Origin of the sequence: Enterococcus sp. DIV1083b, from assembly GCF_051713705.1 — a bacterium.
GTDB classification, from domain to species: Bacteria; Bacillota; Bacilli; order Lactobacillales; family Enterococcaceae; genus Enterococcus_D; species Enterococcus_D casseliflavus.
This window is the reverse complement of the sequence record NZ_JBIOQJ010000001.1, coordinates 3,279,510-3,302,644: the sequence shown is the minus strand read 5'-3', so window position 1 is coordinate 3,302,644 and position 23,135 is coordinate 3,279,510. Positions and strand designations below refer to the sequence as shown.

General features: G+C 45.7%; 25 protein-coding genes. 19 read left to right on the top strand and 6 right to left on the bottom strand.

All coding sequences use genetic code 11. The features are described from left to right. Window positions 1–16 precede the first annotated feature (16 nt). From ribH to IGI69_RS15625, 4 genes are all read left to right on the top strand, one after another. Entirely contained in the window at window positions 17–490 is a 474-nt protein-coding gene (ribH, locus tag IGI69_RS15640; RefSeq protein WP_086338767.1) for a 6,7-dimethyl-8-ribityllumazine synthase, read from the top strand. A gap of 473 nt (window positions 491–963) precedes the next feature. After that, on the top strand, window positions 964–2,037 hold the full coding sequence (locus IGI69_RS15635) for a FecCD family ABC transporter permease (RefSeq protein WP_005233272.1): 1,074 nt from the start codon (window positions 964–966) through the stop codon (window positions 2,035–2,037). A 4-nt stretch (window positions 2,038–2,041) separates the two neighbouring features. Further along, window positions 2,042–2,824, top strand: a complete 783-nt coding sequence (locus IGI69_RS15630) for an ABC transporter ATP-binding protein (protein WP_010748955.1) — start codon at window positions 2,042–2,044, stop codon at window positions 2,822–2,824. Continuing rightward, window positions 2,817–3,830 (top strand): ABC transporter substrate-binding protein, encoded by a 1,014-nt coding sequence (locus tag IGI69_RS15625; RefSeq protein WP_010748956.1) that lies wholly within the window; start codon window positions 2,817–2,819, stop codon window positions 3,828–3,830. The genes IGI69_RS15630 and IGI69_RS15625 overlap by 8 nt, the downstream gene beginning before the upstream one ends. Window positions 3,831–3,979: 149 nt before the next feature. Here IGI69_RS15625 and IGI69_RS15620 read toward each other — a convergent pair whose 3' ends face one another. Continuing rightward, entirely contained in the window at window positions 3,980–4,321 is a 342-nt protein-coding gene (locus IGI69_RS15620; protein WP_015510530.1) for a MazG nucleotide pyrophosphohydrolase domain-containing protein, read from the bottom strand. Between the two features lie 86 nt (window positions 4,322–4,407). On the opposite strand from IGI69_RS15620, the gene IGI69_RS15615 reads away from it, so the two are divergent. From IGI69_RS15615 to IGI69_RS15580, 8 genes are all read left to right on the top strand, one after another. Continuing rightward, window positions 4,408–4,968, top strand: coding sequence for a TIGR00730 family Rossman fold protein (locus tag IGI69_RS15615; RefSeq protein WP_176324005.1), 561 nt, complete (start codon window positions 4,408–4,410; stop codon window positions 4,966–4,968). Window positions 4,969–5,029: 61 nt separating this feature from the next. Next, entirely contained in the window at window positions 5,030–5,554 is a 525-nt protein-coding gene (locus tag IGI69_RS15610; protein WP_074934166.1) for an SWIM zinc finger family protein, read from the top strand. A gap of 135 nt (window positions 5,555–5,689) precedes the next feature. Next, complete coding sequence (locus tag IGI69_RS15605) at window positions 5,690–6,676, top strand: tRNA dihydrouridine synthase (RefSeq protein ID WP_005230648.1); 987 nt, start codon at window positions 5,690–5,692, stop codon at window positions 6,674–6,676. Window positions 6,677–6,826: 150 nt separating this feature from the next. Beyond that, on the top strand, window positions 6,827–7,267 hold the full coding sequence (locus tag IGI69_RS15600) for a MarR family winged helix-turn-helix transcriptional regulator (protein WP_438741396.1): 441 nt from the start codon (window positions 6,827–6,829) through the stop codon (window positions 7,265–7,267). Next, window positions 7,264–8,700, top strand: coding sequence for an MDR family MFS transporter (locus IGI69_RS15595; RefSeq protein ID WP_254777721.1), 1,437 nt, complete (start codon window positions 7,264–7,266; stop codon window positions 8,698–8,700). Before IGI69_RS15600 ends, IGI69_RS15595 begins: the two co-directional genes overlap by 4 nt. Before the next feature lie 156 nt (window positions 8,701–8,856). After that, window positions 8,857–9,762, top strand: coding sequence for an EamA family transporter RarD (rarD, locus tag IGI69_RS15590; protein WP_005230654.1), 906 nt, complete (start codon window positions 8,857–8,859; stop codon window positions 9,760–9,762). Window positions 9,763–10,040: 278 nt separating this feature from the next. Continuing rightward, a complete protein-coding gene (licT, locus tag IGI69_RS15585; RefSeq protein ID WP_016608476.1) occupies window positions 10,041–10,883 on the top strand; it encodes a BglG family transcription antiterminator LicT in 843 nt (280 codons plus the stop codon). A 138-nt stretch (window positions 10,884–11,021) separates the two neighbouring features. Then, window positions 11,022–12,893 (top strand): beta-glucoside-specific PTS transporter subunit IIABC, encoded by a 1,872-nt coding sequence (locus tag IGI69_RS15580; protein WP_086338764.1) that lies wholly within the window; start codon window positions 11,022–11,024, stop codon window positions 12,891–12,893. Window positions 12,894–13,080: 187 nt separating this feature from the next. On the opposite strand, the gene IGI69_RS15575 is transcribed toward IGI69_RS15580, so the two are convergent. Then, window positions 13,081–13,752 carry a cyclic nucleotide-binding domain-containing protein gene (locus IGI69_RS15575; RefSeq protein ID WP_086338763.1) on the bottom strand — a complete coding sequence of 224 codons (672 nt, stop codon included), beginning with the start codon at window positions 13,750–13,752 and terminating at the stop codon, window positions 13,081–13,083. Window positions 13,753–13,948: 196 nt separating this feature from the next. Between IGI69_RS15575 and IGI69_RS15570 the strand changes: the two genes are divergently transcribed. From IGI69_RS15570 to IGI69_RS15550, 5 genes are all read left to right on the top strand, one after another. After that, window positions 13,949–14,881: a phosphate/phosphite/phosphonate ABC transporter substrate-binding protein gene (locus tag IGI69_RS15570; protein ID WP_086338762.1), complete on the top strand. Its 933-nt coding sequence runs from the start codon at window positions 13,949–13,951 to the stop codon at window positions 14,879–14,881. 160 nt (window positions 14,882–15,041) lie between these two features. Next, window positions 15,042–15,833, top strand: a complete 792-nt coding sequence (phnC, locus tag IGI69_RS15565) for a phosphonate ABC transporter ATP-binding protein (RefSeq protein WP_005230661.1) — start codon at window positions 15,042–15,044, stop codon at window positions 15,831–15,833. Further along, the gene (gene phnE / locus IGI69_RS15560; RefSeq protein WP_438741391.1) at window positions 15,805–16,584 is read left to right on the top strand and encodes a phosphonate ABC transporter, permease protein PhnE; all 780 of its coding nucleotides are present in this window, start codon (window positions 15,805–15,807) and stop codon (window positions 16,582–16,584) included. Before phnC ends, phnE (IGI69_RS15560) begins: the two co-directional genes overlap by 29 nt. After that, window positions 16,581–17,363 carry a phosphonate ABC transporter, permease protein PhnE gene (gene phnE / locus IGI69_RS15555; protein WP_438741388.1) on the top strand — a complete coding sequence of 261 codons (783 nt, stop codon included), beginning with the start codon at window positions 16,581–16,583 and terminating at the stop codon, window positions 17,361–17,363. Before phnE (IGI69_RS15560) ends, phnE (IGI69_RS15555) begins: the two co-directional genes overlap by 4 nt. A gap of 4 nt (window positions 17,364–17,367) precedes the next feature. Further along, window positions 17,368–18,180 carry a metallophosphoesterase family protein gene (locus IGI69_RS15550; RefSeq protein ID WP_086291559.1) on the top strand — a complete coding sequence of 271 codons (813 nt, stop codon included), beginning with the start codon at window positions 17,368–17,370 and terminating at the stop codon, window positions 18,178–18,180. 69 nt (window positions 18,181–18,249) lie between these two features. Here the strand turns inward: IGI69_RS15550 and IGI69_RS15545 are convergent, their stop codons facing one another. After that, a complete protein-coding gene (locus IGI69_RS15545; RefSeq protein WP_010748974.1) occupies window positions 18,250–18,726 on the bottom strand; it encodes an ImmA/IrrE family metallo-endopeptidase in 477 nt (158 codons plus the stop codon). Window positions 18,727–18,731: 5 nt separating this feature from the next. Continuing rightward, window positions 18,732–19,064, bottom strand: a complete 333-nt coding sequence (locus IGI69_RS15540; RefSeq protein WP_015510522.1) for a helix-turn-helix domain-containing protein — start codon at window positions 19,062–19,064, stop codon at window positions 18,732–18,734. Window positions 19,065–19,227: 163 nt separating this feature from the next. On the opposite strand from IGI69_RS15540, the gene IGI69_RS15535 reads away from it, so the two are divergent. Beyond that, on the top strand, window positions 19,228–19,593 hold the full coding sequence (locus IGI69_RS15535) for a hypothetical protein (RefSeq protein ID WP_074934163.1): 366 nt from the start codon (window positions 19,228–19,230) through the stop codon (window positions 19,591–19,593). A 42-nt stretch (window positions 19,594–19,635) separates the two neighbouring features. Here IGI69_RS15535 and IGI69_RS15530 read toward each other — a convergent pair whose 3' ends face one another. Together IGI69_RS15530 and IGI69_RS15525 are read right to left on the bottom strand one after the other, a co-directional pair. Beyond that, complete coding sequence (locus IGI69_RS15530) at window positions 19,636–21,387, bottom strand: ABC transporter ATP-binding protein (RefSeq protein WP_438741385.1); 1,752 nt, start codon at window positions 21,385–21,387, stop codon at window positions 19,636–19,638. Between the two features lie 59 nt (window positions 21,388–21,446). Beyond that, window positions 21,447–22,301 (bottom strand): MarR family transcriptional regulator, encoded by an 855-nt coding sequence (locus IGI69_RS15525; RefSeq protein ID WP_010748989.1) that lies wholly within the window; start codon window positions 22,299–22,301, stop codon window positions 21,447–21,449. 201 nt (window positions 22,302–22,502) lie between these two features. Here IGI69_RS15525 and IGI69_RS15520 point away from each other — a divergent pair, with 201 nt between their 5' ends. Further along, on the top strand, window positions 22,503–23,108 hold the full coding sequence (locus tag IGI69_RS15520; protein ID WP_015510518.1) for an NADPH-dependent FMN reductase: 606 nt from the start codon (window positions 22,503–22,505) through the stop codon (window positions 23,106–23,108). The last annotated feature ends 27 nt before the right edge of the window (window positions 23,109–23,135 follow it).

The following is a 23,135-nucleotide window of genomic DNA, read 5'->3' as shown; positions in this document are numbered from 1 at the left end:
CAAAGGAGAATGAGCGATGACAGTATTTGAAGGAACGTTTCAGGGAGAGGCAGTCAAAGTAGGGATCGTAGTCTCACGATTCAACGAGTTTATCACTTCCAAGTTAGTGGAAGGCGCCAAAGACAATTTGTTGCGTCATGGAGTCAAGTCAGAAAACATCGACGTGTATTGGGTACCAGGTGCTTATGAGATTCCGTATATTACCAAAAAAATCGTTGACCACAAGCAATACGATGGGATCGTGACATTAGGTGCCTTGATTCGCGGAGCAACGACCCACTATGAATTGATCTCAAATGAAGTGGCGAAAGGCGTAGCCCAAATTGGTCTGAATGCCGACATTCCGATCATGTTTGGTGTGTTGACGACTGAAACGATTGAACAAGCCATTGAACGGGCGGGAACCAAAGCTGGCAACAAAGGCAGCGAAGCCGCTCAAGGTCTTTTGGAGATGATTTCGTTGAATCAGCAAATCCTTGGCAACGCATAGGTTTCACGTTCGAACAAAGGGAAGCTAGCAAGAAAAAGCCTGCCTGAGCATAGGCATCAGACTGGAGACAGACTTCGTACAAAATGAAGTCTGTCTTTTTTTCATCATAAAAAAAACACTTGATTATTATGCCAAAGGATTCGCTTCTTCACGGGTACCGTATTTTCGATAGGTCAATGGAGAGGAAAACGCCCAATCAATCACGAACATTAGAATAACTCTTATTTAAGGAAATTTTCAGAAAATTATTTACATTTCACAAAAGGTTCCTTATAATGACTCTATTAATTGAGAGTGATTCTCATTTGCAAATAGATGTCAAAGCAGCACATGGCTTTGGCGCTTTTCATGAGAAGAACTGTTATAAGCGAAAAAACGCACAGATGCTTCTTTTATGATGGTGGCGAGGCAACAGTCAAGGTTGTTTTTGCTGTGAAATTAGGAGGGGGTCGTGCTGAATAAAGGAGAATCACATGTCGGTAGGGTTGATTAAATCAAATCGTTGGATGGTTTCGACAATCATTTGCTGTGTTTTAGTTGTCGCCATTCTCTTATCTGCAGGAGTTGCTTTGGCAAACGGTCAAGCCAATATCACCCTTGGCGAAGTTTACCAAATTCTCTTCTATAAAATCAGCCATGGATTGGTTGGTGATCTTTCAGGCATTTCAGACGCAAACATCAATATCGTCTGGTTTGTTCGGGCACCGCGGGTCTTGCTCTCTATTTTTGTGGGCATGGGGTTAGCGATCAGCGGGGCAGTGATGCAGGCAGTGGTCCAAAATCCGCTGGCAGATCCCTATATCCTTGGGATCTCTTCTGGCGCATCCTTAGGGGCGACCTTCGCCATCTTAGTCGGTTTTGGCGGCTCGGCGCTAGTCTTGCAGCTGGGCTTATCGTTTGGTGCCTTTGCAGGAGCGGGGATTGCCACCATTTTGGTGCTGCTGCTTGCTAGTATCGGTGGGAAAATGACTTCCACAAAACTCGTGCTGTCGGGGACGATCGTCAGTGCCTTATGCAGCTCTGTTTCAAACTTGATCATCTATCTGGCTAGCAATGCAGAAGGGATGAAGACTGTGGCGTTTTGGTCGATGGGCAGCTTAGCCTCGGCTTCTTGGAACAAATTAGGCTTTATCGTGGTTCTGGTTTCTTTGATCACGCTGTTCTTCCTGACGCAATACCGTGTTTTGAATACGCTTTTGCTGGGAGATGAAGTTGCTTCCACCTTAGGGGTCAAGCTGACTTTCTATCGTCGTTTTTACATGCTGCTAGCAGCGCTATTAACCAGTATCATCGTTGCGAATTCTGGTATGATCGGCTTTGTCGGCTTGATTATTCCTCATATCGTACGTGGAGTCAGCGGGTCGGATCATCGCCTGTTGATGCCTTTGACCGCTTTGACAGGCGCGTTGTTTTTGATTTGGGCGGATGTGATCGCCCGCTCGACTCTGCAAGGAGTCGAACTGCCGATCGGGATCATTACAGCGCTGATCGGTGCACCGATCTTTATCTATATCATTGTCAAACGGCAATACAACTTTGGGGGGTGACGGAATGAAATTAGCAGTTGAAAAGCTCAATCTGACGATCGGGGATCAGCAGATACTAAAAGACATCTCCGTCCAAACCGCACAGGGGCAATTTGTCGGCTTGATTGGTTCCAACGGCAGCGGCAAATCTACATTGTTAAAAGCTATCTACAAAACATTGAAACCTGACAGCGGCGACATTTATTTGGGTGAGATGAATATTTTGAAAAGTTCCGAAAAAAAAGTCGCCCAGCAAGTCAGCGTCGTCAGTCAGTTCAATGAGTTGAGCTTTGATTTAACAGTAGAACAGATGGTGCTTTTAGGCCGCACGCCCCACAAGGGTTTGTTGGAACAAGACACCAAAGCCGATCATGAGCTGGTCACTGAAGCCTTAGCCAAAACAGGGTTAAGTGCCTACAGAAAACGCAGCTATCTCTCATTATCAGGAGGCGAAAAACAGCGGGTCGTCCTTGCTCGTGCCATCACCCAAGAACCGAAATTTATGATTCTCGATGAGCCGACCAATCATTTGGATATCCGATATCAACTGGAGATCTTAGAAACCGTCAAGCATCTGAAGATTGGCTTGTTGGCGGCGCTGCACAATTTGGAACAAGCAGCTAACTATTGCGACATCATCTATGCCTTAAAAGATGGTCGGGTCGTAGGGTATGGCGAACCAGAAACGTTGCTGACAGAAGAACTGATCGAAGAAATCTATGGCGTGAAATGCAGTATTTACCATCATCCGATCACAGGCGGATTAGGGTTTCATTATTATTTTGAAAAGGAGCAAACAGATGAATAAATGGGGAAAAATGATTGGGGTAGGATTGGCAGTCTTTACATTAAGCGCTTGCGGCAATACGAAGGATGAAGGAACTTCGGCTTCTTCCTCACAGACAGAAAGTACGTATCCCTTAACCATCAGCAACTACACCAAAGCAGAGGGCGGCACGCAGTGGACTGCCAAGGACCAAACCTTTAATGAGGCACCAAAAAAAGTCGTAGCCAACACACGACCAGCAGCGGAATTGCTGCTGCATCTCGGCCTCAAGGATCAGATTGCGGGTGTCGGTGCAACCTTTGGTGCCGCCGATGAGGAAGTTGCTGCTGATTATGCAGAACTAAACGACCTTGGCAGTGACTATATCAGTAAAGAAACGGCGCTAAGTGTGGATCCAGATTTGATTTTTGGTCGCGGGGGACTTTTCGATAACCAAGATTGGGGCGTCGGCACCGTTGATTCCTTGAACGAGATGGGTATTCCGACTTACGTCCAAGAAACCTCTGTCACTGGGGCGACATTTGATTCCGTTTATCAAGACATTGAAAACCTTGGTAAGCTCTTCAATGTCCCTGAGGCAGCCGCTGCTTTTGAAAAAGAATTAAAGGATCGCCAGAGTGCCTTGGAAGAAAAAGTAGCAGACAAAGAAGAGCAAACCTTTGCCCATCTCTTTATGTCTGATCCAAGTGTGGTCAGTGTCTATGCCGCTCAAGATGAGTCTTTTTTCAACAGCAACTTTGACATGATCAAACTGAACAATGTGTTTCAAGACTATTCAGGAGAAGTCAGTGTCGAAACCTTGATCGAAACGGATCCCGATGTCTTGATCGTCGGCGACTGGTCAACGATCGAAGGCAGTGTTTCTGGTCAAGAAATCATTGAAGGCTTGTACAAAAATGACAAACTCTCCAGCATGAAAGCCATCAAAAACAAACAAGTCTACAGCATGGACTACAATTATCTCTTTGGCTACGGCTACCAAGCCTTGACTGGATTGGAAGAACTGGTAGAGCAAATGGCACAATAAGCACCTCCTACTGCATAAAAAGGAGAACCAACTTTTTATATAATAGAAGAAAACCAACGTTTCACTGGCCGATCGACCACAGAAACGTTGGTTTTTTGTATTTGGGAAAAGCAACCTTTGCCGCTGCCCGTTCCGCAACAAGTAGCCCGTTAGCTGTTTTTTTCTGTCACGTGGTCCATTTGATAGCGAGATAATAGCTTCTCTTTGTGTTTTTGCATGATCGTTTCTAGAGAAATATCATATTTATCGGCGAGAATAAATAAGTTATCCAGTACATCACCCAATTCTTCCGTCAGGTTTGCCAGTTTTTCTTCTGGCAAGCCTTCTTGTTCATCGGGACGGTCGCGACCGATCTCCAATGTCCGAATGGCACGGCTCACTTCACCGACTTCCTCTGCTAAAAAATTCGCCCGAATAAACGGATCGTACTGATACCAGTTGCGGGCTTTGTAGAAGTCACTGATAAATCGTTGATACTCCTCAATGTTCATAAATTTTTTTCCATCCTTTCCCAGAACCTTTATCAGAATCATGATATACTATTTCAAAATGATTGAGAAGGATGATGGAGAGTTTTATGAAAATTGCAGTCTATTGTGGTGCCAGTGTCGGTAATGAACCTAGTTTTGCAACAGCCGCCCAAGAATTGGGGCAGTGGATCGCCTCACGAAAAAATACGCTGGTTTATGGTGGCGGAAAAGCGGGCTTGATGGGCGTATTGGCAGATGCTGTCTTAGAAAATGGCGGTCAGGTGATCGGGGTGATCCCAATCTTTTTAAAAGATCGGGAACTAGCACATCCTAGATTGACCGAGCTCCATGTCGTCGAGACGATGTCAGAAAGAAAACGGAAAATGTTCGAATTATCTCAGGCCTTTGTCGCACTACCAGGCGGTCCTGGTACGCTGGAAGAAATCACGGAGATGATCTCATGGTCAAGAATCGGTCAGAACCCGAATCCGTGTGCTTTTTATGATGTGAACAATTTTTACCGCGCAACGAGAGCCTTGTATGACAATATGGTGGAAAATGAGTTCTTGACGCAGGCCGATCGCGAAAAAATTGGCTTTGCGCAAACAACGAAGGAGCTTGAAGCCTTTATTCAAGCCTACGAACCGCCAGTTATTCGGCAGTATTAATAAGCAATCGATTAAATCCTATCATAGTTCTCTAGTTTAATGAATGAGGAGGAGAGAAGTAATGCTAGAATGGCAAGATTATTTTGAATCCCATATTTTGGAAAGAGGAAAAGAGTATTATTTAAGCGGTTGTGTGGCGCGACTGAGAGCGGATGATCAGCTTATTCTGGCCGAAGTATTCGGCACAGAGCTTTATGAAGTAGAAATTGCGCTAAAACAGGGCAAGGTCGTGGAGGAATTTTGTAATTGTCCTCACTTTGCGGCTGGTTTTAATTGCAAACATCTTGCGGCTGTTTTATTCGCCTATACGAGAGCGAAAGAAAAGAATAAGCCGCTGACTCCCCCAAAACGTAAAGGACGCCGTGAGGTCTATCAGAAGCTGGTGGATCAGCTAGATGAAGCAGATATGCGGCAGATTTTACTCAGTTTGATGGTTGACGATACTTCTGTAGCCCTTTTTGTGAAGAACGTTGTATCGGATAGCGAAGATGATTTCGCTGAGGAGAAAGAAGTAGAAGCTTGGGATGACTGGGATGAAGAAGAGGAAGATTGGGAAGAAGAATGGGAGGATGACTGGGAAGCTTAAATGGAAATTTCGTACTAGGTCTGATACGCGTATCTTGCTCTTTTGCTTCTTTGACGCATTCTTAGTATAATGGGGTTTGTTTTGCAAGTGGGGTCATAAGATAAGATCCTTGGACAAAGAAATGGAGCGTAAATCATGACAACAAATTTTTGGGCTGAATTGCCGAAGCCTTTTTTTATCCTAGCACCAATGGAAGATGTCACCGATGTCGTTTTTCGGCATGTCGTTCAAGCTGCCGGCGCACCAGATGTTTTCTTTACGGAATTTACCAATTCCGATAGTTACTGCCATCCAGAAGGACGCGACAGTGTGCGAGGACGTTTAGTCTTCACCGAAGATGAGCAACCGATGGTGGCCCACATTTGGGGCGACAAGCCAGAGTATTTCCGTGAGATGAGTATCGGCTTAGCGGAGATGGGCTTTAAAGGGATCGACTTAAATATGGGCTGTCCAGTGCCGAACGTTGCTGGACGAGGCAAAGGTAGCGGCTTGATCTTGCGACCAGAAGTTGCTGCTGAGCTGATCCAAGCAGCCAAAGCTGGCGGTCTGCCGGTCAGTGTCAAGACTCGTCTGGGCTATACCGAACTAGGGGAGATGGAAGCTTGGTTGACCCATGTCCTGCAACAGGATATCGCCAACCTTTCGATCCATTTGCGAACCCGCAAAGAAATGAGCAAGGTCGATGCCCATTGGGAATTGATTCCTGAAGTGGTTGCCTTGCGGGATAGAATCGCCCCACAAACGAAGCTGACGATCAACGGCGATATCCCTGATCGTACCAAAGGTTTAGAGCTAGCAGAAAAATATGGCGTAGACGGAATCATGATCGGTCGGGGTATTTTCAAGAATCCCTATGCCTTTGAAAAAGAACCGAAAGAGCATACCTCAGAAGAGCTATTAGGCTTGTTGCAGCTGCAATTAGACTTGCAGGACCATTACGCCAAAATGGTGCCACGCTCGATCGCAGGATTGCATCGTTTCTTTAAAATCTATGTCAAAGGCTTCCCTGGAGCCAGTGATTTGCGGGCAAAATTGATGAATACTAAATCAACGGATGAAGTTCGGCAACTGCTGGCAGAGTTTGCTGAGAAAAAGAACCACGAGGAAAGTATTGAAGCGTAAGTTTCAATGCTTTTTTTGTTTTTGGTTGCTGTACCCGCTCTCATTGTCAATCCTTTCTTGACAATAGATAGGTACCTATGTAAAATGGAGAGCGGACTTTTAACTAGGTACCTATCTAAATAGTGAAGAGGCGAAAGGAGCTGAAGGTCGATGGTTTCCGAACAAGAAATCGTGGAACGATTGTTTGAAGTGTATAAATTAAATCGGCGGTATGCGGAACAAAAATATGGGCGTTTTATGCCAGGTCGGGGACAGTTCAATTGCCTACTGGTATTGGACGAAAAAGGGACGTTGACCCAAAAAGATCTCGCCGCGTATTTAGCGATTCGCTCGACATCCACTGGCGAGCTACTAAAAAAACTGGCTGAAAAAGGGCTGATCCAAAAAGAAGTCGATCCGACAGATAAACGCAGCCATCTGATTTCGCTGACGGAAGCAGGCAAGGAAGAGGCACAGCGAATGAAAGAAAAACGCAGTAAGGCGCACCAAGAAATGCTGACCTATTTGACGGCAGAAGAAAAACAAGCCTTTGGTCAAGCCTTAGCAAAAATCGAACAGTTTTATCTTGAGAAGGAGGCGGACGTTGATTGAGTGAAACAGTCCAACGAACGGAACGTCAGCGGACGCTGATTTTTATTAATTTAATGATTACATGTATTGCCGTATCCATGTTGGCGACTGCCTTGACGACGGCTTTACCCGCCATCGTCACTGACCTGCAGATTTCCGTCACTACGGGACAATGGCTGACTAGCGGTTATTCCTTGGCGATGGCGATCGTTATGCCCTTGACGGCATATCTTATGAATCGTGTGGCAACCAAAAAGCTGTATCTCGCTGCCTTAGGAATTGCGTTGGTGGGCTTGCTGCTTTGTGCTGCAGCTCCCAATTTTCTAGTCATGATGCTTGCTCGTATTTTGCAGGCCGTAGGCAATGGAATCTTGACCGCAATGGCGCAAGTGATCCTCTTATCGATCTATCCGATCAATCGTATCGGTGTCGTGATGGGCTGGTATGGACTATCGATCACCGCGGCACCCGTGATCGCACCGACTCTTGCTGGGGTGATCGTGGACCGCTTGAACTGGCATGCGATTTTTTATATCGTTGCCGTGATCGTTTTGATTTCACTGATTTGGGCCATAAAGGTTTTTGATGATGTGTTGCCAGTAAGCAACAGCAAATTTGATCAGACCTCTTTTGTTTTGAGTGCCTTCGCCTTTGGTGGGATTACTTTAGGTTTTGGCAATATCGGCAGCTATGGCTTTTTCAGCTTACCCGTTTTAGGAACCTTAGGGCTCGGTTTGGTAGCAGGGATCTTCTTTGTCTTCCGTCAGTTAAGAGCGGAAACTCCATTTTTGGATCTGCGGGTCTTAAAAACAAAAGAGTATGCCATCAGTGTCTTTGGCAGTATCATGCTTTACTTGGTCTTGATGGGTTCGGCGATGCTGATGCCGCTATACGTGCAGTCGATTTTAGGCAAATCAGCGACGATTTCGGGATTAGTCGTTTTGCCAGGCTCTCTGGTCTCGGCTTTCTTAAGTCCCGTGGCTGGGCGAATCTATGACAAAGTCGGCATCCGTTTGTTGACGCTTTTTGGCGGCGGCTCACTGGTCTTGAGCAACATCGGCATGTATTTTATCCATATGCACACGGGTATTTGGGTAGCAGTGGTTTTGAACATGCTGCGCTGTGCCGCCACAGGTTGTTTGTTGATGCCCTTCGTGACATGGGGAAATAAAAATATTCCGCCGCAGCTGACGGCGCATGGAACAGCGTTATTGACTTCTTTGCGGACTGTGGCAGGCGCCATCGGGACAGCACTATTTGTCGGGATCATGAATAGTGTGGCGCAAAAAAGCACGACCTTAACAGGAACAAGTGCACTGCTTCATGGGATGAATGTTTCTTTCTTATTGATGACGATCGCTTCTGGACTGCTGTTTGCAACGGGGCTATTCTTGATTCGTGATCAGAAGCCAGAAGCCGTTTGGCTAGAAGGGGCAGAAGAACCACTGGAATAAAGAGGGGCACCTTTCTTTGAAGGGTGCTTTTCTTGATTTATTTCATGAAACTCTATGAAAAACCAAAAAATTCGATATAATAAGATAACTTATGGTTTAGGAGGAGTATTTTTTTTCATTAAAGGCTTGCTTTAATGGAAAAAAATCAGGGAGAAAATGAAGAATAAAGGCGTTTATTTTGGATTGTCTGCCTATGTCTTGTGGGGCTTGGTCACACTATATTGGAAAATAATCGTTGGGGTTTCGCCATTAGCAACGATGTGCTACCGAATCGTGTGGTCCTTTGTTTTTATGGTGTTGTTTATCGTGCTTTCTGGGAAGAAAACGCAATTTTTACAAGAAGCGCGTCTGCTGTGGAAGAACAAAGCATTTGCTGGACTGATCGTTTTAGCTTCTGTGCTGATCTCCATCAACTGGTTCACCTTTATCTTCGCGGTGAGTGCGGGCCACGTGATGCAAGCCAGCTTAGGCTATTATATTAATCCGCTTGTCAATGTCTTGTTAGCGACCGTTTTTTTGAAGGAACGTCTTAGTCGTACTGGCATGCTGGCGTGTCTGCTGGCAAGTATCGGGGTGATCTTATTATCGATCCAAACAGGAACGATTCCTTATGCCTCACTGATCATGGCCTTTTCCTTTAGTACGTATGGCTTGATCAAAAAAAGGATCCCCATTAGTTCGGTTACTGGGTTAACGATCGAAACGATGGTGATTTTCCCCTTTGCGCTCGTGTATATTTTAGGATTTTCAACCGTCGGCTTTATGAATTATCCCTTGCAAACCAATCTCTTATTGATGGGTGCTGGGATCGTGACGGCTATTCCGCTGCTTCTGTTTGCGGAAGCCGCGAAAAATGTTTCTTACATTACGCTTGGGTTTATTCAATACGTCAACCCGACAATCATGCTTTTGTTAGCCATCTTTTTGTTTCACGAAACCTATTCACTGGCCCAATTTTCCGCCTTTGCGTTTATTTGGCTGGGGATCGCTGTCTTCACCTATGGTACGTTAGGAACGGCGATGAAAGAGCGGCGCATGGGACAGCAAAGAAAGCAACTTTGATACATCAGGAATGGCTGCAGCTGGGCCGTTCCTTTTTTTATTAAAAAACAAAGCATTTTAGGTAGTGAAGGATGTTGCAAGGAGAACCCTTCAATGGTATAACAAAGGAAAAACCCGTTGTAGAAATTCTGCTTGAAAAGGGTTGCATCTGCCACAGGGGTGTGTTATTATTCTTTCAGTTACAAGGATTGTTACTGTTCGGCAGGCAAAACCAGAATTGACCGCAGCGCGCTAACGGGGAGATTCTAGGTTTTTTTATTTTGGAGTGAGGGAAAGCGATGATTATTGGAAAAATTTTAAATAATAATGTCGTCATCTCGACCAATGATGCCGGTCAGGAAGTGATCTATATGGGTCGCGGCATTGCGTTTAAGAAAAAAGTCGGCGATCCAGTGGATGAAGCCTTTGTCGAAAAAGAATTTGTGTTAAAGGATACCTTTACTGCAAATCAGTTTCAGCAATTGTTTTCAGACATTCCTGTGGAAGAAGTCGAAGCTGTCAAGCAAGTGGTGGATGATGCGGAAGCATCCTTGGGGATCGAGCTGTCGCCAAATATTTATTTGACCCTGACCGACCATATCCATTATGCGCTGGTTCGGGCACGTGAAGGCATTGAGCTGCCGAATCCATTGTTGTTTGAGACCCGCAAGTTTTATCCGAAAGAGTATGCGGTTGCAGCAGATGCCGTTGCTTATTTTGAAAAAGTCTTCGGGATTACATTGCCAGAATCGGAGATCGGCTTTATCGCCTTTCATATCGTCAATAGCGAACAAGCCAATGGCACGATGGAAACCACGATGCAAGCGGTAGAAATCGTACGTGACGTACTGGCGATCATCAGTCGCTTTTATGGACGAGTCTTTAACCCAGATTCCTTGAATTATCAACGGATCACCACGCATTTGCAGTATTTTGCGCAGCGTTATTTAAGCGATGAACTTTCAGGGGAAAAAGATGAGTTTTTATTTGCCCTTGTGCAATCGAAGTACCCTAAAGCGTTTCAAACGGTCCAACGGATCAACGAGTACTTGATCAAAACCTACGACAAATCGATCGGTGAATCAGAAATGATCTACTTAACGATCCACATCGAACGTGTCGTCAATGATCAAACCAATTAACATTCAATCATTAACGGATTGTTACTGTCAGGCAGGCAATACCCAGATTGAAAAGACAACAGTCAGCGAGGAAAAAACTCGTTAGACGGTCGTTTTTTCAATCTGGGTTTTTTTATAAAAAAAAGGAGTGTTGAAAAAATGAGTTCAAATAAAGAAATTGCCGTTCGCGTCCTTGATGCGGTGGGCGGCAAAGAAAATGTCAACAGCGTGGTGCATTGTGCGACCCGCTTGCGTTTCAAATTAAAAGATGAGCACAAAGCGGATACGGCACGCTTGAATCAAGACGACGATGTGATCCAAGTCGTTCAAAGCGGCGGACAATACCAAGTGGTGATCGGCAGTCATGTCAGTGACGTTTACCGTGAATTGAATGGAGTAGCGAACTTTGATGGCGAAGCAGACAGCAAAGGCGACAAAGGCAATTTGTTGAATCAACTGGTGGATATTATTTCGTCGATCTTTACGCCATTTTTAGGCGCAATGGCAGGTGCCGGGGTCTTAAAAGGATTCTTGACGCTGGCAGTCACCTTGAATTGGTTAGCGGCTGATTCTGGGGTCTACACCGTATTGTATGCGATTGCCGATGGGTTATTTACCTATTTACCAGTGATGTTGGCTTTTACTGCAGCGAAGAAGTTTCGTACCAATGAATTTCTAGCGGTTTCCTTAGCGATGGCGTTGGTTCATCCAGACATCACCGCTTTAGCTGGGCAAACCTTGAGTTTCTTAGGCCTTCCGGTCATTATTGGTGCGAGTGCTTATACGTCTTCCGTCATTCCGATTATATTAGCGGTCTTTTTACAAAGCTATGTGGAGCGTTTCTTTAAAAAAGTCATTCCTAGCTTCTTACAGATCATCTGTGTGCCTTTAGCGGTCTTCTTGATCATGGCGCCATTGACCTTTATTGTCGTCGGTCCACTAGGAACGATTTTAGGAAACTTGTTAGGTAGTGCCTATGACAGCATTTACCACTTCAGCCCACTGATCGCTGGGGCTGTCATGGGTGGTTTATGGCAAGTCTTTGTGATGTTTGGCATGCACTGGGGCTTTGTACCGATCATCATGTTGAATCTCAGCCAAACTGGTGTCGATACCATGGTACCAATGCTATTGCCAGCTGTCCTTTCTCAAGGGGGTGCAGCGCTAGCAGTGTTCTTTATGACAAAAAATGTGAAATTGAAAGGCTTGGCCCTTTCTTCAACAATCACCTCAATTTTTGGGATCACAGAACCGACGGTGTACGGGGTGACTTTGCCATTGAAAAAACCATTTATCGCCGCGTGTATCAGTGGTGCCCTCGGTGGTGCCTTCATTGGCTTCAGCCAAGTCGAAAACTATACCTTTGGGTTAGTCAGCTTACTAAGTCTGCCGTCCTTTATCCCACAAGATACGAAAGATCTAAGTGGTCTGATCGCAGCTTCGATCGGCACGGCTATCGCTTTTGGCGCAGCGTTTGTCTTGACCTTCTTCTTACGTTTTGAAGATCAGCCAGCAACTGATGCCAGTGCAGCACCAGCAAAAGAGCCAGCAGCACCCACAGAGAGTTCGTCTAAAGAACGAGTGATCCTCAGCAGTCCGTTAGAAGGCAAAGTGGTTCCCTTAGCAGAAGTCAAAGACCAAGTCTTTTCTTCTGGTGCATTAGGAAAAGGTATCGCTATCGAACCGACCGTCGGGGCTTTATATGCGCCAGCAGATGGCACCATCACGACGCTCTTTCCTACTGGCCATGCCGTTGGTTTGACCACCACGGATGGAGCCGAAGTCTTGATGCATATTGGTATGGATACTGTGGAACTAGACGGCAAAGGCTTTGAGGTCTTTGTTAAACAAGACGATCAAGTCAAACGCGGCGATTTGTTAGTGAAGTTTGATCTAGATACGATCAAAGCAGCTGGCTTATCCACGATCACACCGATCGTTGTGACGAACACCCCGCAATATTTAGATGTGATGGATATGAACCAAACCGATGTCTTGCAAGGAGAAGACTTCTTAGCCATCGTGAAATAAGCAAAAGAAACCCGATCCTCGACTGAATATCAGCAAGGATCGGGTTTTTTGTAAGAAAATAAGGCGCAGTTGCCCTTCTCGCTTGCCTGACACGGTGGCAAACGCTTGTCACAGCGCGAGTTAAGAGCAAGACCAACATCAGGAATGCCTACTCAGGGAAAACCCGAACATTCTTGGGAACTGATCCTTACACATGGCTTAAATTTTCGGCAAGCGACTCTAAAGCGGGGAAATCGAGAATTGCATAGCCCTGTTTTTGTTTTTCAATCAGCTTGTCTTCTCGAAAGCTGGTAAAGGTTCGCAGCAGGTGGCGATAGCTGACATTCAAGATCGCCGCACAGGTGGTCAACTGGAAGGAGAAGTGTTGATTTTCTTGATGCGCAAGAATAAATTTGGCCAACCGTGTCTCTACAGGTTCCGTCAATGAATTCGCTAAGTTGATCCCCGAATTCAAGCGGGAACTGAGCAACTGACAGATGGTTTGCAAAAAGCGGACGTCTTGTTGCAAGGTGTTGCGGTAGCGATTCAAAGGGATGCAGACACAGACGCAAGCAGAAGCGGCTTTGACACTGCTTTTCGGCAAGAGTTCCCATAAAGAGGAAGCTTCTCCTAAAGGTGCAGCTGGCTTGGCGTAATCAATACAAATCGTTTGGGTATCCGAAGAGAAGGAATAGACCATCACGGTTCCTTCTACGAGAAAATACAAGTATTCAGAAGGCGTACCCGTTCGAATCAGGTGCTCTTCTTTTTCAAAGGAATGCAAAGTGGCCATCGCTAACAAATCATTGTCCATATAAGATTGCAGATCGAAGGTGTCAATGTAATTACTGAGGCGTACGGTATCATCGATTTTTTTCATGGAAATCAGCCACTCCTGAATGGTTTTCTTTAAGTATAGCTTAGTTCCCCTTTCGACTCAACACGAACGATAAATAAAATCTAATGTAAATTGTATGTAAAAATAAGGTAAAATAGGACATGTGTCACTTCATTTTGATGGGATACTTGGTATGATTTGAATGTAAGAAAGCGTCAAACCATTAGGAGGAGAAAAAATGCCATTGAAACGAATTGTTAAAGGAATGTTAGGAATTGCGTTAGTTGCCGCATTGACCGGCTGTGGGAATGGGAGCAGCAGCAGCGACAGCAGTGCCGCAGCCGAAAAAGAAAAGCTGGTGGTACAATTCGTACCGACCAATAATGACGGCTCGATGCAAGCCCAAGCAAAACCGTTTGCTGAGTATTTATCAAAAAAATTAGACCGTGAAGTAGAAGTAACGTTAGCAACGGATTATTCGACGATCGTAGAAGCGATGGCTTCTGGACAAGTTGATTTAGGGATCATGCCGCCAGCCGCTTATGTTCAAGCCAAAGACATGGATGCAGCTGAAGCGATTTTGACTTCTCAATTAGGTGCTTATGATCCAGAGACGGGCTTGCCATTAGAAGGGGAAAAAACCAATACCTTCAAAGGGGAAATCTTGGTCCGTGCGGATAGCGACATGACAGAATTGACGGACTTAAAAGGGAAAAAAATCGCCACATTGAGTCCAAACTCTGCCAGCGGCTATATTTACCCAGTTGCCGAGTTGAAAGATGCAGGAGTTGATCCAACGACGGATGCTACATTAACGACGGTGAATGATATTCCAAGTGAGATCACTGCAGTCTTGAATGGTCAGATGGATGCCGCCTTTGTGTTCCAAGGGGCACGAAATGTCTTTGCATCAAGCTTTCCAGACAACGATTTATTCAAAGACCTAAAAGTCCTTTACTTGACTGAAGGGGATATTCCAAATGACGCCATTGCCGTCCAACCATCAATGGATGCTGAACTAAAAGAGCAGATCAAAGAAGTGTTCTTGAACATGGCAGATGATGAAGAGGGTGCCGAAGCAATGAGCTTGTGGGGACACCAAGGGTATGAAGAAGCAGCAGATTCTGCTTACGATACCATTCGCGATTATACACAACGAGCAGCAGAGTAAAAAATCAGGGATTGCGGTAGAAGGATAACGGGACACGGAGATGTGCAGCGATTTACTAGGGGAATAGGTGGAATACGCAGTACCAGTGCATTTTTTAGTGAAATAGACCGTGACCGATTGGGGAAACTTTGCCGCGGTCCCTACATAATGGAGAAAACAGATGATAACTTTTGAGAATGTATCCAAAGTCTACCCAAATGGGGTCAAAGGATTACAGAACATAGATGTGACGATTGAGCAAGGTGAATTTGTGGCCATCATTGGCTTGAGCGGTGCTGGTAAGAGTACCTTTTTACGCTCGATCAATCGCTTAGTGCCAATCACTGAAGGAGATATCCGGGTAGACGGCAAATCAGTCACGAAAGCCAATAAAAAAGAATTGCGCTTGATTCGTCGACAAATCGGATTGATCTCGCAAAGCTTCAATTTGGTCAAACGCAGTACCGTTCAAAAAAATGTTTTGTCTGGGCGTTTGGGGTATTACGGGACCTGGAAAAGTATTTTAGGGTTGTTTACGAAAGAAGACTACGAAAGAACGAAAGAAGCGCTAGCGACTGTCGGCTTGTCAGACAAACTGCAAACGAGAAGCGACCAGTTGAGTGGGGGGCAACAGCAGCGGGTATCCATCGCCCGTGCCTTGGTCCAACAAGCGCCGGTGATTTTAGCAGATGAACCTGTGGCATCACTAGATCCCATCACGACAGAGAAAGTGATGGAGGATCTGAAGAAGATCAATCAAGAAATGGGCAAAACGATTGTCATCAATCTGCATTCGATTCCCTTGGCTCGTCAGTATGCGACAAGGATCATTGCCTTAAAAGCAGGTGCGATCGTTTTTGACGGCAACGCAGCCGCTTTGACAGATCAGCGTTTAGAACAAATCTATGGCAAAGCAATTTTTGAAGAAAAGGCAGGAGAAATCGATGAAACTGAAAGAAACAGTTCATTTTAATTGGTACAAACACCTGCTGCTGGTTCTTTTATTGCTGCTCTTTTTTCAAAGTAGTGCCTGGATCACAGGGGCTGATTTTGCACAAGTGTGGTCGAATCGCAGCCAGATGACGGCTTTCATGGCTCGCTTTTTGCACCCAGACTTTAGTTATCTACCGCAACTGATGATGCCCTTGATCAAGACATTGCAGATGTCCTTTTTAGGCACCGTTTTAGGAGTAGTCGCAGCGATACCGGTGAGTCTGTTGGCGACAACAGTCGTGACAGAAAGCCGTTGGGTCTCGGTGCCGATGCGTTTTCTCTTAGGGCTGGTGCGGACGATCCCCAATCTATTGTTGGCGGCATTGTTCGTAGCGATTTTTGGGATCGGTGAAGCCACTGGTGTTTTGACCATCGCGGTCTTTACCTTTGGTATGGTTTCACAGCTGATGTTCCAAGCGATCGAAACCATTGATTTTGCGCCGATCGAAGCAGCAGCGGCGGTAGGAGCGAATAAATTTCAAGTGACCGTTTGGGCGATCATTCCCCAAGTCATCAGCCAGTTTGCCAGCTATACTTTTTATGCCTTTGAAGTCAATGTTCGAGCTTCGACGGTGTTAGGGTATGTGGGTGCCGGCGGGATCGGGGTCATCTTGAACGCCTCATTGGCATTGTTGAATTATGAGCGGGTCTCGATCATTATCTTGACGATTTTGCTGACGATAGCGATCGTTGATTTTCTCAGTGAGCGGGTAAGGAGGTCTTTCCTATGATGATCAGAGAAGTGAAGAAAACGACTTGGCTGTTATGGGGGCTCTTTGCTGTTTTATTAGCTTTATCTGCTGCGACGCTGGATTATTCTGGATTAAGCACCTTTTCCTTAGCGATGGGAAGAGATGTCTTGCAAGGGCTGAGTCAGCCAGACTGGACCTTCTTTTATGACGGCAGTGGGGAAGATCTGTGGAGCTTGTTGTTACTGACGATCGGGATCGCTTGTCTAGGAACGATGATCGCAACAGTCTGCGCGATTCCAGTGACCTTGCTGAGTGCCGCCAACCTATGGACCTCGACACCCTGGGTCGCAAAAATCGGCAAAATGATCTGCAATATCTTGCGGGCATTTCCCGAGCTGGTTTATGCGATTATTTTTGTCCGTGTGGTAGGTCCAGGACCTTTTGCTGGAGTTATGGCGATCGGTGTCCACCAGATCGGTATGCTGGGCAAGTTGTTTACCGAAGAAATGGAAGCCATGGATGAGCGCTTGACGGAAGAGATGCAAGCAGTCGGTGCCAATTTTTGGCAGACGATGTTTTTCGTGCGGGTCCCTTACTTAGCACCCATCTATAGTTCCTTTGCATTGAATCATTTTGAAATTGCGGTCCGCAGTGCGGCAACATTAGGGTTAGTCGGTGCTGGCGGGATCGGTGCACCATTGATTTTTGCTATTCAAACCAGAACCTGGAGCAAGGTAAGTATTATTTTGTTGGGCGTCGTTGTGACCGTCTTCTTATTAGACCAGTTGACTGGAATCATCAGAAAGAAATTGAGATAAACCTATGAATGTATTGCATATATCAGATATCCATTTTCGAGAAAGTTACCTGCCTTGTGAAGAAGGGTATCAAGGAATGCTGGCAGCCATGCAAAATCCTTTGATTCCTCTTGAAGAGTGTATCCAAGATGCCAAGGCGCGAGGGGCGATCGATTTGGTGGTGATCAGCGGCGATTTGACCGAAGATGGCGCGCCTGCCGATTATGCCTCTTTGAAGCAATATTTAGAAAAAGCCTTTGGCTCAGTGCCCATCGTAGTAACGCTAGGTAATCATGATATCAAACGGCATTTTCGCCAAGGCTGGCAAGGCAAGTCAGTAGAAACCGCCAGTGATACACCTTTTAATCAAGTCTATGAAACGGAGACATTGGCGATCGTGACTTTCGATAATTCCTGCTATGGCTATGCCGACGGTATCGTAGATGAGCGACAGTTTGAATGGCTGCAAGCCACGCTGGCGCAGCTCAAAGAGAAAAAGATCGTTTTTGTGACGCACCATCATTTGTTGCCCGACCAAGCAAGCACGCCGGCATGGGCCGGTGCCAATCGTTTGGTGGCATTATTGCAGCAGTATCAAATCTCTTGTATTCTCAGTGGACATACCCATCATGCGTTTACGGGAACGATCGCAGGGATTCCTTACTATACTGTGGCAAGTATGTCGTTTGTCGGGGAAGATGAAGGCGATGGGATGGTCCGTTTTGAAGAACGCTATGGATACAATTTGTATCGTTTTGAGGAAGGTGCATTGGTTCATCAATCCTCAGAAAACTATCGACCGAACCGTGTATTGATGCGGGTCAACATGCAAGGATAAAAAACAGACGTTCCGTCAACGCTGCCTTTAGCAGCAGGAAAGGAACGTCTGTTTTTGTGTGAAAAAGGCTTAACTTTGATTGCCAAAGGTTTTGACAACTTCAATCGTGCCGTCGATATGAAAAAACAAGGTATAATTTTCTTCGGTTTTGATACCGTCAAAGCGGCGGGCATAATAGGTGACCGCGTCTTTGAAGGTTTGTGGGGGAACCCCTAAAAAATCAGCGCATGCCGCCAATGTTTTGCAGCCTTCTTCAAAACAAGCGATGATATCATAGGGCGTGACCACGATCGCAGAACCAATGTCGCGGGCTTTGCGTTCTTGTTTGCGTTTTTCGTTGGTGTCTTGGGCGGTAATGTCGCCAGCACTGGTCAGATAATGACCGATTTCTTCACCGATGGTGCTCAAGAGGTCTTCTTGTGATTGGTCAGGGTTCAAGTAAATATGGTGATCGATGTACAATCCTTGCTGACCATCAGGCATATTTTTATCGAAAATAAAGTGCAAGTCTGGGTAGGCGGCCATCAGTTCTTCTACTTTATCCATTTCCATCATTCCTTTTGGGCGTGCCGCTGTTTTATAAATTCAATATAGCTGAGGATATCTTCCATCTGCTCATCGGTGACGTCATCATCAATATGGGCCGCAACGGTTTGAACTTTTGCAGAGGGCTGCGTAAAGCCTGCCGGGACTTGTCTGCCTAATAAAAAATCGGTGGATACTTGAAAAATCTCCGCGAGTTTGACGATGGTCTCGCCATCGGGTTCGTTACGATCATTTTCGAAATGAGAATACGCTGCGCGGGTGATTCCCAGCTGATCTGCGATCTGCTGTTGGGTTTGATTGGTTCGTAGTCTGAGTGTTCTTAGCCGTTCGCCAAGCATGAGTGATCGCCTCCTTTTTTGTAGTATAGCATGTTAGATATAATTTGTATCTATTTTTGTATTATTTGATATAAAAAATATCACATTAGTTGACGATACGAATCGTATCTTTTATACTGGAAACAGATGATATGAATCGTATCGAAAAGAATGGGGGAGGATCATGGATACATCGATCGTAACAGTTGTCTTGCCGTCACTCATTACTGGTGTACTTACTTATTTGGCTACCCGAGTATCCAGCAAAGCGAATTTGGAACAAACGAATATCGAAAATGCCCAGAAGCTTTACCTAAAATATGAACAGATCAATCAAGAATTGACCCATAAAATCGATCAGTTAGAAGAAGAAGTCCAAAAGACCACTAAAACCTACCAAGAAGAAGTCTTAGTTTATCAAGGAAAACTTGCTACTGCCCAAAGCGAACGGGATTTTTTGCGGGCAGAAAATCAGGTGCTGAAAGAATTACAGCGAGTAAATCAAGTGCCTGGCACGCGTGAAGAGAAGCAACATTCAGCCGTTGGCTAATCGAAAAAAACTGCTTATCCGTCAATAGGCAGTTTTTTTCGATTAGTTGATCATTTGTTCATTGACATAGGCAGCATAAAGCGGGTGGTTGTTGATCAATTGTGCATGGGTACCTTGACCGGTAATGGTGCCTTTTTCTATAAAGTAGATTTGGTCGGCATCCACGATGGTCGATAAGCGATGAGCGATCACTAATGTCGTACGTCCTTCCATCAGATGATCCAACGCCCGCTGGACTTTTTCTTCTGACTGAGAATCTAGGCTGGCAGTCGCTTCATCCAGCATCAGCAGCTTGGAATCCCGCAAGAATGCTCGAGCGATGGCGATCCGTTGTTTTTGACCACCAGATAGTTTGACGCCGCGTTCACCGATTTGTGTTTCTAGTTTTTCGGGGAACTCTTGGACGAACTGATCGGCATAAGCCAATGCCAGTCCTTGCCACAATTCCTCCTCTGACAGTGTTCGGCCCAATCCGTATTGCAAGTTTTCCCGAATCGTACCAGCAAAGACCGCACTGTCTTGGGAAACATAGCCGATCTGTGCCCGCCAGTTTTGCAGATCAATGTCAGCTATCGGCTGATCTCCAATCAGCAAGCGCCCGCTGGTGGGCTCATAAAAGCGTTCCAGTAAAGCAAAAATTGTGGATTTTCCGCCGCCGCTTGGTCCTGCAAAAGCAATCACGGTGTTGGGTTTGGCTTCAAAAGAAATGTTTTGCAAAATCGGCCGTTTGGGATCGTAACTGAAATCGATTTGTTCTGCTCGTAAGACTGCGCCATCGATGGCGGCTTTGGGTGCTGCCTGGATCGGCTCCAGCGGCGTATCCAAAATTTCTTGGATCCGTTCCGTAGCACCCATCGCTTTTTGGACTTGTGAAAAGAACATCGCAAAGGTCGTTACAGGCGCAATAATATTAAAGAGATACAGTAGAAAAGCGATCAATGCGCCGCTCGTCAAGGTGCCGGCTTGCACACGGATCGCGCCATAACCGAGGATTCCTACGAGTAAGCCCAGCATGGCCGTCGTCATGATTGGCTGCAAAATCGCACTGACTTTCGCATCCTTGACCCCGAGGGTAAAAATTGCCCCAATGTTGCGCCGACCGTTTTCTTGTTCACTGGCTTCTCCGTTGCTGGCTTTGATCAAACGGATCTCTGAGAGCTTTTCGCTGGCATCCGCATTGAAATCGGCGGTCGCTGCTTGCAACTGGCGTCCCAGTTTTGACATGATCTTGCCGATTGGCCACATGATCAAGGTGATCAAAGGCACCGCACTGAACATGATCGCAGCCATCTTCCAGTCCATCAAAAACAAGATGATCATCGAACCGATCAATTGGATCAAGCCAGTGACAAAGCTGGGAAATTGCGAGGTGACTAGTTCTTTGATCACTGACGTATCATTGACGAGTCGCGAACTGCTTTCCCCCGACTTGTGGTCATCAAAATAGCTGACTGGCAAATGCAGCAGATGTTTCCAAAGACGTTCCCGCAACGTTTTCACAGCACTTTCTCCCACATAGCGCAAGAGAAAGCCGCCTAAAGTCCCTACGCCTAATTGCAGCACAAAGGCTAGGATCAAAACGACCAGCATGGAGGTGCTGAACGTGGGGGTGCCGCTGGCATCGACCAGTGTTTTCGTCAGCTGCGGCACGACCAAACTGGCGGCACTTGTGATCAGGCTAAAGAGCATCCCTAAAAGAAACAAGCCTTTTTTAGGATTGACACTGACGATCAGGTGGATAAAGTCTTTCATTTTAAATTTGTTTTTGTTCACTGTTGGTGTCGTTGTTTCCATTCGTTTTCCTCCGCAGCAAGCAAGATGGCTCACCGCTTTTTCTTTTTAATTAGGTGTTATTAGAAATCCTGCCAATCCTCCTCGGCTGCTTCGTCTTTAGAAGCGGAAGTCGGTCTTGCTTTGCGGTCTTGTCCAAACCCGTAGGCATCAAAAAAGTTGCCTTTTACCCATGTGTACCGTGGATCATTCGCCTCGCTATTATCAAACGGCCCAAACGGCCCAAACGGCTCAAATGGTCGATTGCCAACCATGCCGCGATGTCCAGGAAACGGCATTTGCCGCATGGCTTCCTCGATCTGTTTTTTCATTTTGCGTCGCTCATCAACGCCCATTTCTTGCCAAGTATCTTTCATTTGTTGCCTCATTTTTCGGCGCTCGTCATTCGACATTTCCTGCCAATTTCCGCCCCATTGCTTCACCATTTCTTCCCGAATCTCTTGCATGGCTTGCAAACGATCCATTGGGTCAATAAAGCGTTGTGCCTGCTGTTGGAAGTCCGTCTCCCACCCAGCGGCAATGTTTTCAAGCAGACGAGCAAATTCGGTTTGTTCCTCCTCTGAGAGCCCTGCAAAAAACGACTGACTGCTGGTGGCTTCTTTTTGTGCCAGTAATTTTTCTGCTTTTTTTCGGCCAGTTTCTGTCAGGTAGATTCGTTTGATCCGTTTGTCAGCAGCATCTTCTTTGCGCTGAATATCGCCACTATTTTCCATTTTCTTCAATAGTTCCGCTAGAGAGCTTGGCCGTAGGTCTAAGACTTCTGCAAGATAACTTTGCACCAAGCCGTCTTCTAAATTTAAAACGGCCAGGACACGTTGCTGTCCCGAAAGGCGCTGGTTGTTTTGACTCATAAAGGCATTGCTGGCTTCGCTGATAAAACGAAGCTGTTTCATTAAGTGGTCGGTCATTGTACTCATGGTGTACACTCCTTTTGGTTTATCGTTCGGTACCTAACGATATCGATGAGTTGATTATAGTTCGGTACCGAACGAATGTCAATAAGAAGCAGCTGAGAGTTTTTTCTAACAAAAAGTAAGCAGAATGATTGACTTACTAAAAGTAAGCTTGGTATGCTGAGTCCATCGTTAAAGAAACCACAACAAAAGGAGTACAAAAGAATGGTCTTTGGATTTGGGAAAAAAGAACAAATAATTGAAAAAGAAGTAATGAAAGAGGTGTATCGCACCCCTGAAAAGAAAAAAGCGCAAAAAATCGGGATCATCGTTGGCAGTACGAGAGAAGGCCGCGTGAGTCCGCAAGTAGCCAATTATGTTTTACAAACAGCACGCGCGCATAGCGACCGCTCGTTTGAAATCATTGATATCAAAGACTATGACTTGCCATTTATGGGTACAGGTGAAGTGAACCAAGCGTGGAACGAAAAAATCGCTGAGTTAGACGGCTACCTCTTCATCGTACAAGAATACAATCATGGCATATCAGCTTCCTTGAAAAATGCGTTGGACAGCGCTCGAGAGGAATGGTTCAACAAAGCAGCAGCGATCGTCAGCTATGGTTCGGCAGGAGGGATTCGTGCCGCTGAGCAAGTTCGCTTGATTTTGGCGGAACAAAAAGTAGCCACGGTGCGCACCAATCCTGCCTTCAACTTATTTACTGATTTTGAAAACTTTGCCACCTTTACCCCTGGCGAGCATATGACTGCAGGAATGAACGACATGTTGACGGAATTATTGGACTGGGCAGACACATTTGCCAATCGTTAAAAAAACAAACGAAAACAATCTTAGGAG